Annotated in this window: 12 protein-coding genes and 1 pseudogene; 2 read left to right on the top strand and 11 right to left on the bottom strand. The window is 33.4% G+C overall.

What is annotated here, in order from left to right; translation table 11 throughout:
- The first annotated feature begins 14 nt into the window (after positions 1 to 14).
- A complete protein-coding gene (locus BW929_RS00065; protein WP_076543332.1) occupies positions 15 to 212 on the top strand; it encodes a hypothetical protein in 198 nt (65 codons plus the stop codon).
- 81 nt (positions 213 to 293) lie between these two features.
- Here BW929_RS00065 and BW929_RS00060 read toward each other — a convergent pair whose 3' ends face one another.
- From BW929_RS00060 to BW929_RS00020, 9 genes are all read right to left on the bottom strand, one after another.
- Positions 294 to 851, bottom strand: coding sequence for an HD domain-containing protein (locus BW929_RS00060; protein ID WP_076543331.1), 558 nt, complete (start codon positions 849 to 851; stop codon positions 294 to 296).
- Positions 852 to 931: 80 nt separating this feature from the next.
- Positions 932 to 1,624 (bottom strand): aspartate/glutamate racemase family protein, encoded by a 693-nt coding sequence (locus BW929_RS00055; protein WP_076543330.1) that lies wholly within the window; start codon positions 1,622 to 1,624, stop codon positions 932 to 934.
- Between the two features lie 618 nt (positions 1,625 to 2,242).
- Positions 2,243 to 3,079, bottom strand: a complete 837-nt coding sequence (locus BW929_RS00050; protein ID WP_076543329.1) for a sensor domain-containing diguanylate cyclase — start codon at positions 3,077 to 3,079, stop codon at positions 2,243 to 2,245.
- Between the two features lie 27 nt (positions 3,080 to 3,106).
- Positions 3,107 to 5,536 (bottom strand): AAA family ATPase, encoded by a 2,430-nt coding sequence (locus BW929_RS00045; RefSeq protein ID WP_076543328.1) that lies wholly within the window; start codon positions 5,534 to 5,536, stop codon positions 3,107 to 3,109.
- Complete coding sequence (locus BW929_RS00040) at positions 5,533 to 6,642, bottom strand: metallophosphoesterase family protein (RefSeq protein WP_076543327.1); 1,110 nt, start codon at positions 6,640 to 6,642, stop codon at positions 5,533 to 5,535. The genes BW929_RS00045 and BW929_RS00040 overlap by 4 nt, the downstream gene beginning before the upstream one ends.
- 77 nt (positions 6,643 to 6,719) lie before the next feature.
- Positions 6,720 to 8,792, bottom strand: a complete 2,073-nt coding sequence (locus BW929_RS15415) for a diguanylate cyclase domain-containing protein (protein ID WP_076543326.1) — start codon at positions 8,790 to 8,792, stop codon at positions 6,720 to 6,722.
- Positions 8,793 to 8,918: 126 nt separating this feature from the next.
- On the bottom strand, positions 8,919 to 9,596 hold the full coding sequence (locus BW929_RS00030) for a CDGSH iron-sulfur domain-containing protein (RefSeq protein ID WP_076543325.1): 678 nt from the start codon (positions 9,594 to 9,596) through the stop codon (positions 8,919 to 8,921).
- Positions 9,597 to 9,651: 55 nt separating this feature from the next.
- A complete protein-coding gene (locus tag BW929_RS00025; RefSeq protein WP_234978034.1) occupies positions 9,652 to 10,107 on the bottom strand; it encodes a hypothetical protein in 456 nt (151 codons plus the stop codon).
- A 138-nt stretch (positions 10,108 to 10,245) separates the two neighbouring features.
- Positions 10,246 to 10,569, bottom strand: a complete 324-nt coding sequence (locus BW929_RS00020; RefSeq protein WP_199505785.1) for a hypothetical protein — start codon at positions 10,567 to 10,569, stop codon at positions 10,246 to 10,248.
- A 294-nt stretch (positions 10,570 to 10,863) separates the two neighbouring features.
- On the opposite strand from BW929_RS00020, the gene BW929_RS00015 reads away from it, so the two are divergent.
- Positions 10,864 to 11,238 (top strand): CoA-binding protein, encoded by a 375-nt coding sequence (locus BW929_RS00015; RefSeq protein ID WP_084566024.1) that lies wholly within the window; start codon positions 10,864 to 10,866, stop codon positions 11,236 to 11,238.
- On the opposite strand, the pseudogene BW929_RS00010 reads toward BW929_RS00015, so the two are convergent.
- Positions 11,233 to 11,860 (bottom strand): annotated as a pseudogene (locus BW929_RS00010) (SDR family oxidoreductase). The gene BW929_RS00015 and the pseudogene BW929_RS00010 sit on opposite strands and share 6 nt — an antisense overlap.
- A 72-nt stretch (positions 11,861 to 11,932) precedes the next feature.
- A complete protein-coding gene (locus BW929_RS00005) occupies positions 11,933 to 12,691 on the bottom strand; it encodes an epoxyqueuosine reductase (RefSeq protein WP_076543323.1) in 759 nt (252 codons plus the stop codon).
- Between the last annotated feature and the right edge of the window lie 501 nt (positions 12,692 to 13,192).

The following is a 13,192-nucleotide window of genomic DNA, read 5'->3' as shown; positions in this document are numbered from 1 at the left end:
AGGAGGAGATTAATATGGGGCAGTGGATTATTCCAGCGGGCATTAGTGCTCTAACATCTCTTGTAATAACCTTTTTACTGGGTATCAGATTTTTTAGAAAGGTATTTAATCTTAATCCCCGTTTAAATTTAAAACTACACAAAATATTTGCCTATCTTACCCTTATTCTGGCTGCAGGACATGGTCTGCTGGTTTATATAGTTTATTTATAAAATAAATAATCAAAAAACCCGGTTTGAAACCTGACTTTTTAAAATTGAATTTATTCAAATCGGGTTTATTTATCTTAATTTTTATTTGAAAATTTCTGCCACAACTGACTTAAATTCAGTATACATCTTCAAGCCATCAAGCTCTTTTAAACTGTAAACCAGTGATTCGTAATACCATTTCTGTTTATCTTTTGGTGCACTAAATCGCTGCCAAAAATCTCCTGACTCGGTTTTTAAATCTCTCAAAATACTGCGAGCATTGCTCAGCTTATCAGCACAGGCTATCACTTTATTAATAAAATCTGCATCTTCTTCTAGATAATTAATTGTGTTTTCTTTTCTTTTGTTCCAGCTTCTTTTATCTCTCCCTTCCAGCTTTTCTGAAGCTGAAAGTACAAGCTCAAGGATTTCTTCTCCAAATTCATCTCTTAACTCCCCTATTCCAACTTCTGTATCTTCCAGTAAATCATGGAGTAATCCAGCTGCCACTATTTTATCTTCAAAAGCATTTTCTTTTAAGATCATTGCTACTTCAAATGGATGAACAATATATGGCACCTCACCACCTTTGCGTGTATCACCACGATGTGCCTGAGCCGCATATTCCATTGCTCTTGCAACTAATTTATTGCTAAACATAAAAATTCACCCCTGCTGTAATTTAAGATATATATAATTCAATTAATTCAATAAAATTAAGCAATCAATATTAGCTAAATTTAATTCAGTGCCAGTTCTACTGCCTTTTTGGCATGTAATTCAGTTGTATTATAAACAGGCAAAACACTGTCTTCTGCTTTAATTAACATTGGAATTTCAGTACAACCCAGAATTACTCCCTCGGCACCATGAATTTTAAGATTATCAATTATTCCCTTAAATTTTTCCCTAGTTTCAGTCTTTAAGATACCAGCAACTAATTCCTGATAGATAGCCTGGTGGATATAACTTCGATCATCTGATTCTGGAATTATAACCTCAATCCCATAATTTTTTTCTATTCTATTTTTATAAAAATCAGCTTCCATAGTATATTTAGTTCCCAGCAGACCAACTTTTTTTAAATTATCTGCTTTTATTTTTTCTGCAGCAGCATCAGCTATATGAAGCAGAGGAATTTCCAATTCAGCCTCAACCGCAGGTGCCATTTGATGCATTGTGTTAGCACAAATTAAAATCATATCTGCTCGTGCTTGTTCCAATTCTCTGGCGATTTTTATCATCTTTTCAGTTAATTTATTCCAGTCCCCCAATTCCTGCAGCCTTTCAATTTCTGCAAAATCGACTGAATGCATAATTATTTCAGCAGAATGTGGATTACCTAAGCTATTTTTTACTTCTTGATTTAATATCTTATAATAGTCAACTGTAGACTCCCAGCTCATACCGCCAATTAATCCAATTGTTTTCATTTCCCTACCTCCTGTAGTAAAGATTTCGTTTTTTTATCTTTCTTAATGTAAATAATACAGGTAGAACTGCAGATTATCAAGTCATTCCCATATTAAGCTTTAAAAACAATAAGGCTAAAAAGTAGTTTGAATTGAACCTGTATTCTGAAAATTGATGGGATATTTAGTTTCTGCTTAAAAACAGAAGATATTTAACGATATTTTATTTTAATCGACAAATTTCGACTTTGATTTTTTTGACTTAGAGGACTATAATATAGTTACAAGGTTCTGAGGAAGTCCTAAGATTAAATGTTTATAAGTGGTATTTTGAAATTCTTATTTAAGTAAAATTATTTGAGATTTAGAAGTAAGATTGTTGATTGAGATTGATCAAAGTTAATTAAGATCAATTCCGAAGAAGTTACTATTAATGGTAAGCAAAAAGAAATTATTAAGGGATAGCCTTCTTTAATAATGATCTTTGAGCAAATCAAAGATAGTAATGGAGGACTAAATCAAAAATAATAAGAAAAAATAAGAAAAGTAAAAAAATCAACTGTAAACAGGCAATCGAAGAAGATTCGTCAGAACCTTGATTTTTTTATGTCTAATTTTTTAAATTTTTTTATCCAAATTTTATCTTCTACCCTTATTTTTATACATATTTTTATCAGCCTGATTATAAATATCTGTTAGTTTTTTAGTTTTTTTTCGGGCAGTGGCACAGCCCAGAGAGATTTTGAATTCAATTGGAAAACTGTCAGCATTATTGTATTGATTAAATTCTGCTTTAATTCGCTCACAAATATGAGCAGCTGCTTTTTTATCGGTTTCCGAAAGCAAAATTGCAAACTCATCCCCACCTATTCTGGCAACAACATCTTCAGACCGCAGCAGTTCTTTTAAAATTTGAGCCGCTTTACGAAGATATTCGTCACCAAGCAGATGTCCATAATTATCATTAACTGCTTTTAAATTATCCAGATCTCCAATTATAATACTGATTGGGTAAAGACGTGAATCATCCAGACGTTCCATTTCTTCTTCAAAATAACGACGATTATACAAATCAGTCAGTTCATCATGATAGGATAAATATTTAATTTCTTTTTCCCTCTCTATTCTTCTGCTGACATCAACCAAATTTATTAATAAGTAATCTTTTTCAATTGGATTTACTCTAAATTCAACAAATTTCTTCTCTCCTGATTTAGTCATGATTTCAGAAACCCGGTTATAGTGTTCTCCATTTGCCAGTTTTCCTTTAAAATCTGAATAAATTTTTCCCCTCTCAACAGGATCAGGAAAAGCTGCTTCAAACCACTGCTCCAGATTAGTTATATCAGAAAGTGAATAACCAGTTATCCTGGTTGTTAAATCATTGATATAGACAAAATCTCTTTCTTCATCTAAAATTGCTATTCCCATTGTTAAATTATTGAGTACTGTTTCTAAACTTAAATCTTTTAACATCAAATCACCTTTTTTGCTATGAAATTGTTAAATATTTATGATATTTGCTTCAAATTCGTCAGCCCGCTCTGGATCACAGGTGGTATAAATTATCTGATATTTTTCTTGATATTCTTTAATCAGTTTGACTGCTTTTTTACGACGCTCTGGATCAAAATTAACCAGACAGTCATCAAGGATAATAAAACCTCCATATTCACTGAATAGATTGTCAAAGATTGCCAGACGCAGGGCAAGTGCTGCTGCATCATAGGTTCCATAAGAGAGCAGCTCAAATTTTCCTGGTAGTTCCCGGCTTTGAGACGACTTAATTTTTATCGAAAAATCACTATCGATAAAACCAGCCTCATATTTACCAGCAGTTAAAATTTCTAAATTTCTGCTAAAAGTATTAACCAGCGGCTGAAAAGAGTTCTGGTCCATTTCCTCTAATTTATTTTCGAAAACTCTTTTTATTTTCAGTAGATTTTGAGCCTTATTTTTCTGCTTTTCTAATTTTTGTTTAAGTTCTTTAAACTCTGCTTCCATTTCCCGGGTGGAAGTATCAGGCAGCACATTTTCTAATTCTTTATGCTTATTCATTTTTTCTCTCAGCTTCTGATTAATCATTTCTCTTTTTTCTCTTCTAGCTTTTAAATTACTAATAAACTCAGCTGTACTTTTATATTTTTGAGGTAAGGAAGCTAAATCTTTTAATTTTTGTTTTAAGATATCTATTTTATTTTCTTTTTGCTTTAACTCAGATTTGAGTAATGTTAAAGAACCATAATCCTCTTTAAATTCCTTTATTTTATTTTCTCTAATTTTAATTTCTGTTTTCAGATCTGCTCTTCTAGAAGTAAGCCTGTCTATTTCTTCTCTGATCTGATCAGCTTCTCTGGCTGGCTGCAGTTCCGCCAATTTGGAAAGTTCAGCTTTTAGTTTTTCTATACTTTTTCCAGCCAGTAGTTCACTAATCTTATCATTTTCAACTTCAATTTTGCCTTTTATTTCCGTTAACTGCTGCAGTTTTTCTCTTGCCTGACTAAGATTATCGACTTTCATTTTTGTTTTTAATTTTTCAAGTTTTTGCTGATTTTCTTTAAATTCTGTTTTCAAACTTTTAAAATCAATTTCAGCTGATTCAATTTCTATATCGATCTCTTTTGTTTTAATTCTTAAATAGCCATCAGCTTCAAAAATTTCTCCTTCAGAAATAATTTTTTCACCTTCAACACCAGTTGAAACTTTAATCGATTCTGCTGCAGAATAATTGAGCTGAGCTCTTAACTTTGCAGCCTTAAGACTTGCCTCTGCTGCTGCAATTTTATTTTTATATCTTTCCATATTTTTTACCTGACTCGGGCTAACAGTAAATTCAGTTTTCAAATTTTCCAGTTCAGCAAGCTTCTTTTGCGATGTATTAATTAGCTCTAGCTGCTCGCTAATCTTCTGCTTTTCATTTAATTTTTCAGCTCTTTTTATTTCTTCTTTTAATTTTTCAATCTTTTTAGATTCCGCTTCCTGATTGAGTTTTAATTTACTGAGCTCTGACTTTAAATCAGGCCATTTTTTAGCTATCTGAGTCATTTTATTTACTTTCTCACTCAAGTTATCTATTTCCAGTTCAACTGCTGCCCGCTGGTTTATTTCGGACTCAATTTCAGAGAGCTTTTTGATTTCTGCAATTATCCGGGCCTCTTTATCTTTTAATTCTTTAATTTCTAGTCCCAGCTCTTCGTATTTTCTCTCATTAATCTGACTCTGCTTAATCCTGCTTCTCAGCTGTTCCCTGGCAATATAGGAGTCATAAATTTTTCCTGTACCAACTTTATAAGGATTATTAACTCCACGGCTGCTGTTTTGGACAGCATCAGCTTTAAGATTCCACTTTTTGGTCAGTTCTTCCAGCTCATTTTCAATTTTGCTGCGAAACTTATCAATTGAAATGCCATCCAGTTCCATCACTGCTCGCCGCAAAAAAGAATTGATTGTATCAATCAATTCTGGGTTTTCCTCAGCATTAATCCGTTTTAAAGTTGACTTAATATCCTGCTGACTGCTAAAAACTATATTATTATAGGTGCTTTTACCATAGGGAAAAATATCATTTTTATATTCCTTAATCTTACTAACTTTCTCTATTCTGCGACCATCAGGCAGCTCTAAAAAACCCCGATAATTACTATTGCTCCACTTTTTATAAAATTTATAATTATTATTTCCAGCTTGAAATTCAATTTCTGCCTCTGCAAAATCACCATCTGGATAGGGTAGAAATTTTTCTTTAAACTCTCTCCCCTCTGTGGTATTCAATTTGAGCTGCGGGTTGACAAACAAAGAAGCATAAATAGCATTGATCACTGTACTCTTACCCGCCTCATTGTCTCCTAAAAGAATATTTAAACCATCTTTAAACTGATAGTTTCTGTTGTTAATACCTGCGAAAATTTCAGTACTGAAATTATTAATCTTCACTGCTGGACCTCCTTCAGCATTTTATAAGCAAGATATTGAGCCTGATGATTGTCTTCCAGTTCTTTTAGAAGCTGAAAAGGAAAAGAGTTTTCAGCAAATTCTTCTGTAATTAATTCCTGGTTAATTTTAATAGTTAAATCATTCTGATCTATCTTTACATAAAAACAGTTTTCTCTCAGACGAGCAAGCTGTTTATCCTTTTCGGCAAAGTCATCTCGAGGTAGTTCTCCTTTGAGCCTCAACCGTAAAATTTTAGTTTTAGCTTCAGAATCTATTATTTTATCAATTAGATTTTTCAGATCATTAAGCGAATTAAGCTCAGCTTCCTGGTCTGAAAAGTGATAATTTCCAGTTTTAATCCGGGATGCTTCAACTTCCTTTTTTTTATTTAATTCTATATACCAGGCAGATCCAGGATGACTGCAGTCCATACCGTCTGGTTCTGGAGTTCCATTATTAAAAATCTTATAACCACTCAGCTTTTCTTTTTTTGGATAAGGAAGGTGAGAGTGACCGAGCAGATAAAGATCCATTTCTAAATTTAAAAGTTCTTTTTCTGTCATCTTAAAATAATCATCATTTAAATCCGGCGAAAAACCTGCCAGTGCTCCGTGTGCCAACAGCAGATGATAATTTGTTTGAGGTCGCTCAGTTAGATTTTTAATCCAGCCTAACCTGTTTTCTGCCGAAAGTTTCCTATCACAGGGGGCTGGATAGACTGCTGCATTTATTCCAAAATCATTGAGCAGATAAATTTTTTCCTGATCCAGAATCAACATTCTTCCCTTAATTTCTGTTTTGAATTGAGACCAGAGATTGCTAACTCCATCACTGTAATCATGATTTCCAGGCAGGATTAAAATTGCATCTCCAGCAAATCCATTTAGGATAGAGATAGTTTCCTTTATTTTTACATTCTTAATACTTGCTCTATCAAAAAGGTCTCCAGCAATAGCCAGTAAATCTGTATTTCTCCTGTTAGCCTCTCTAATTATATTTTCTAACGCCTGATAACGGGCATTTTCCAATTCTGTACTAATATTTGGATACTGATTAAATTTCATTCCCAGATGCAGATCACCTGTATGCATAATCTTTAAACTCATTATCTTCCCCCTCAACTTTGCAAATTAAAACCTGATAACCAGTTAAAAACCAGCAGTTGATAACTGATACCAAAAAATCACTTCAGCATTTCAATAAATTCTGCAGCAAGTTTAGGATCAAATTGACTTCCCGCACACCTTCTAATCTCAGTCAGCGCTTCTTTTTTAGACATTGCTCTGCTGTAAGGTCTTTCGTGTGTCATTACATCAAAAGAATCTACCAGAGAAATAATTCGAGCTAAAAATGGTATAGAATTTTCTTTTAAATTACGAGGATAACCACTTCCATCCCAGTTTTCATGGTGAGAAAATATTTCTTCAGCTACAGCAGCAAACTCCTCCGAAGAAGAAGCAATTTTATAACCCTGTTCGGTGTGTTTTTTGATAATTTTCCATTCTTTATCAGTCAGTTTTTCCTCTTTATTTAAGATTTCTTCATTAATATTAATTTTACCAATATCATGAAGAGTAGCCAGCAGAGAAAGTCGGTTCTGATCAGATTCAGTTAGACCTATTTTTTCGCCAAAATCAAAAGCTAGTTTGGTCATTCGCATTGCATGTTCTTTAGTTTCACTACTTTTAGCGTCAAGTGCATTAATTAAGCCCTGAACGATATTGCTTTTACTGCTTCTACTTTCAGACAGCTTATTTTCATACATCTGATTATCTGCCTGCCTGATAATTTCTTCAATATCTTCTTCAGAATTAGTTTTTGTTGCCTGTCCAAGAGCAATTGACAGCGGCAGCTCAAGATTTTTAACGGCAGCAGTTTTCTTTTTAATTCTCTGAATAATCTTAGCAGTCCCGTTTTGATCAGTCTGAGGAAGTAAAATTATAAACTCATCTCCTCCCTGCCGGGCCAGTATATCTTCTTCTCTTAAAGAACTCTTTAAAACCTCTGCAGCTTTGTTAAGCATTTGATCTCCTTTTTTATGACCATAGCTGTCGTTTATAATTTTCAGGCCGTTTAAATCTGCCATAATTATCGAGAGAGGTAGCTGTCTCTGACTGTCCAGTCTTTCCATCTCGACTTCAAAAAACCTGCGGTTATAAAGACCTGTTAGAGAATCATAGTAACTTAATTCTTTAATTTTTAAATTATCAAGATGTTTGGAGATAGCTCTGGTAATCACATCTGCAAAAATCTTGAGCTGATTGATTTTAGCCTGGTTAAAATCCATTTCAGATTCTACCAGATCAAAACCAAAAAAACCGTAAAGTTCATCACTGATAAAAATAGGAACTACAATCAGCGAGTTTACGTTCTGTTCTTTCAGTAATATTTTTTCTGGATCAGCCTGATTATCAAGCTCCTCAAGATTTTCTATAATTATTAATTCTTTCTGGTTTAATTTTTCAAACCACCACTTAAATTTTTGGGTGCTTAAATTCTGTAATTTATCCTTTTCTGATTTTATACCTGGAGCAGTCCATTCAAATTTGTTGGACATAGTTTTTTTATCGTCTGATACTTTAAAAATATAACTGCGGTCAATATCAAAAAACTCTCCCAGGACTTTTAAAGATTCATTTATTTTATAGTTAAAATTATTAAGCCCCAGATTAACCAATCTGGAAGAAACATCTGCCAGGGTTTTCTGAAACTTATACTGGGCTCTTAATTCTTCTAAGTTTTTTTCTATTCTATTCTGAGCCTGTTCAATACTATAGCTAATATAAAAACTGAGTGCAGTAATAATAAGATAAGAGCTGAAATAAATTGGAACTACAATCTGTTTTGAATCCGAAAAATAAAGTGTAAAAATCATTACTATTATTAAAAGTAAATTGGTTAAAAATTTTAGCAGATTTAAATTAAAAATAAGATTAAAAATTGCTGTAATTAAAATAATTAAAATTGCCAGTGCTACTCTAAAATTCTGCAGATATGTATAGTAAATAAGTTGAAAAATAGCCAGCAGAGAGACCAAATAAGATATCCCCTCAATTCGCCTTTTAACCCAGTCCGATCTATATGATAATATAAAAACCATTAAAAAAACTGATATCGAAATTAATCTTTCAGCTAAGGACATTGGATCAGTAAGTTCTGGCGTAAATCTATAGATGACAGCAAAAATTAAGTAAGCAGCTGCCGCCAAAATAAAAATTTTTCGATAAAATTTAATTTCCTCTTCTAATTTTTTCATACCAGGTCTAAAATACTTCCCTCCCCTTTAACTGTCTGAGATGCCTTTTTATTATAGCATTTTTTAGCAACGTTTAAAAGAAAAAGCACTTTCTTTTGTTTTAAGTTCAAACTCAGAAAGAGCTTACTATTCCTGAAAATTGACATGGACATGACTACAGTCACAAAAGGGTTTATTATCTGATTTACCACATCTGCAGAGAGCAACCGAATTTCTTGGCTCATATCTTTCTCCATCTGCCCCTTCAATTTCTATTTGTCCTTTAACAATAATAGCAGACCCAACATTCTTTTCTGGATCCTGCAGAATTTCTATAGCTGGTTCAAATTCTTTTTCTAAAATCTCACCGCTTTTCGAAACAGCAGTCAATCTACCTGCCAGACATTCTTCTGCTGACTTAAGCGCCAGCTCTCTTTCTTCTTTTTTATCCGATTCTTTTATTAAATTCCAGGTATCCCCTTTTTCCGTATGGCAAAAACGGAGAAAAGCACAGCGATGATCATCTCTTAAGTCTATTTCTTTACCTTCTAAAAGTTCTGCTCTTGTTTTATAGTCAAGTTTAGAAGCAGTTTCTTTTCCATCAAAATCAATTTGGTTGTGGTAGCCATCACAGAAGGGGGGCGTTTTAGTCTCTCCACAGCGGCAGAGAGAGTAATTTTCTTTTTGAGGGAGTTTTTTACCTTCCCTGTATTCATAATGCTTTCCTACTGGAGTAATTATCTTTTCAGATAAGGGAACAGCACCAAAAACACAATAAGGTCCATCTTTAATAATCTTTATTTTAAGCTGTTTTTTTTCAGTCATTTTTAACACCTCATATCAAATTTATAATTTAACTATTTGCTAATTATTTAAAAAATCAATGTAAATTTCCCCTGCGATGAACTGTATCATAGGCAAATAAAGCATAACCAATTTCGGCAGTAGTATATTCTGATTCTGCAGCCAGCTTCCGCACAATTCTTATTATTTTAATATAATCATCTGGCTTAAAACTTTCCTTCTCTTCTTCAAAATAGCCCAGATTATACAGAGTAGCCCAGACTCTGGTATCAATAACGCAATGTTTTTGAGGGTCCAGCGAAGTTAAAATAGCCGAAGCAGTTGGTGTCCCAATCCCCATTAAGCTCGTATAAAGGGCCAGACGACAAAAATCATCATAGAGCTGGTAGGCAGCTTCTGTTACTTTTTCTACCCGTCTGGCTGGATTCTTTTTTACATGATAGGAACTGCGGGTAGAATTGAGGTGAGCCAGCTGATATAGTTCATCTTTTGTTAGATATTCTTTTTGATGATATTTTTCTCCAATCTGCATCAATTTCTCGGGATAGAGTCCTGTTGTCTGATCATATTTTTTTAAATATTTTTCAAAATCTATAGTCTCGATTTTAAATACCTCCCATTCTTAAGTATTCTATTAAATTAATTACATTTAAATTACTTACATTTAAAATTATTCGTATTTTCTGGCAACTGCTACAATTATAATTCCATAAATAATACCGGCCAAAAACGAAATATGATCATTCATTCCAGTAGAAAGATAAAAAGCTAAAGATACAATTAAACCCAGAAAACCGCCCTTGAAAAGCCCATTTAAACCAGGTTTCATCTGGGTCAAACCAATTAAAAAACCCATGATTAGCCTGTTATACCAGAGGGCAAAAAGATAAAGTCCATTTCCACTGTAGCCCATTCTGATTCCACCACCAATAATGCAGATCACACCCAGCAGGGCACCGGTAATAATTGAAACTTTTAATTTTTTATCTATCATCATTATCCTCCTCTTTTTTCTCATATATTAAGGTATTTATTTTAACTTACTATATAATATATTTGATTTAAATAATAAATATCCTGCATAAACTAAAGCTAAAAACCACTTAACAAAATTTTAATAAACATCAACCAGAAATTTTAAGTCTAGCTCATCCGAATTTAATTAATTTTGATGAAAAAAAATAAGATTAAAAAAGATGATATAGATTTTGACATTTTAAAGGCTTAACTGATAAACTTTATTCAAACAATAAGATTCATCTAATCAAAATATAAAGGAGCTGATATTGTGAGTCTAATCGAAAAAACCATGAAGTTAAAAAATTGGGCAGTTGTTGGTGCCACTACAAAGAAAAATAGATTCGGCTACAAAATTATTAAAAAAATAAAGGAAAATGACTATAATGTTTTTCCCGTTAATCCAAAATTCGAAAAAGTTGCCGGGCTAAAATGCTATAATGACCTGAGCGCAATAGACGCTAAAATTGATGTGGTTGATATGGTTATTAATCCAAAGCATGGGATTAATGTTATGGAAGAAATTAAGAAACTGGGAATTAAATATGTCTGGATGCAGCCAGGGACAAGGAGTCAGGAGATTAGAGATTTTGCAGCCGAAAATAATATAGAATTGGTTGAAGACTGTATTTATGCGCGCTTATAAGTTTGAGCTCCCTGCTCCTCCATCAACAACTATCGAACTGCCATTAATATAATCAGACTTTGGTGATGATAAATAAGCTATTAAATCACCGAGGTTTTCCGGTGTACCTATTTTTTTGACGGGTACACTTTTACTTTTTGCATTTAAAGCTTCCTGATAATTTTCGAATTCACCATTTTCAACCTGAGAATTAAGTAATATTTACTATTGTTCCCCCACCATCTTTTTTTAAAAATTCTACTGATTCTTTGATCAGTCTGACCACACTCATCACCAGCAGCTCGTAAGAATCATACCAGTCAGCTTCTGTTGTTTCCAGAAAAGACTTAGCTGGTGGACCGCCGGCAGAAGTAACGAGGTGATCGAGCCGGCCAAAGTTATCAACTGCAGTTTTAACCAGCCTTTTAATATCTTCCTTTTTAGTTATATCTCCCTGACAGGAAATTACCCTGCCTCCGTTTAGCTCATTTAATTCCTTTAAAGCACTGTCCAATTTCTGCTGATCTCTGCCGTTAATAACCACGTTTACTCCCTCTTTAACCAGGGCAGCTGCAGCAGCTTTTCCAAGCCCGCTGCTCGATGCAGTAACAATTGCTGAATTACCTTTAATTTTTAAATCCATAATCCAATTCCCTCCTCTAATAAATTTAGAAATCTATTAATATTATACTCAACCAGTAACGATTATTCCTTTTTAAACTGGGGAACTAAAAGAACAGGGTAAATCAACCGAACATTTGCCGCAGACATCAGTTAACTCTGACTCCGGATGAATTTTATCATTTTCTGAAAGCAGTTGATAACACTGATGACGGTCAAATGAGTCTTTCTGCAGTGAGCCGTTGACACAGCGGTCAACACATTTGCTGCAGTTAAAACCAGCCTTATTTAGGCACTTATCCTGCTCACTCCGCTCTGAAGCCTCAATATTTAGATCAGTAACTAAAGTTCCGATTCGACCGGCACAGCCCTTTTCAGTAATCAGCATATTATTAAGACCAAAGGTTCCGAGCCCGGCTATATAAGCAGCATGTCGGTGGGACCAGTCGCTGATCAATCTTTCTTTATCAAAATTATTGGTGGCGGCAATTAGACTGGCCTGATATCCCTTTTTAGAAAGTTTTTCTTTTAAATGCTGATTTAAATCTGCAATCAGCTGATTGGTTTCTATATATGCTTTTGCCCACTGATCTGAGCTGTATTTTCCTTCAATATTGGAATCTGCAATCCCCTTAGAAAATGGAATAAAATAAGCAATAATTGTTCTGGCCCCGGGCATTAAATCCTCAGGCATTAAATGGTCCTCGGAAACTGCTTTTTTTAATTCACCAAACATTGGATCATCAGCCGCTGCATACTTTATTATCGGTTCTTTCCAGCTGCTTTTTATATCATCTTTTTCTTGATAGTTAGCAATAAAATCGTGAATTAAATTTTCTATTTCCTGCTTCAAATTATCCCTCTCTTTCCTGTACTCGACTATTAATATTAGAATTCTTGAGCAATTGAGATTTCTCTGCTTTGAATTATATCACAATAATAGCTAATTTAAAGTATTAAACAATTTTAAAAAAATAAAGGGAAATCTTTCACTATTGTTTAACTTGAATTCGGCAAGTAAAAAGTTAAAATAGTTCTTTTTAGATTTTTGCCGTTAAAAAATAATTTCAATCTATTAAAATTAAATATTTAGTCTCAATTTAAATAGCCAGTTAAATAAATTGTCCAGCTTCCAGATTTTAGACGCACTTAACTAAACTATGGTTTTCATAGCTTAAAAAATTAGTCTAAACTGTACTGGTGGTTTTAATTTAGCACCACCTTCTTTCTAAAATCTGTTAGTGCTTTTCTAAGATATTTAATTGTTTTTTCCAGCAGTTTATTTGGGGCAAAGCGGATGTGTTTGTACCAGCCGCTGCCGCAGATATTACCTGCTATTTTGTAAAATATCCTT

It is taken from the genome of Halanaerobium kushneri (assembly GCF_900156285.1).
Lineage (GTDB): Bacteria > Bacillota > Halanaerobiia > Halanaerobiales > Halanaerobiaceae > Halanaerobium > Halanaerobium kushneri.
This window is presented reverse-complemented; position numbering and strand designations above follow the sequence as displayed.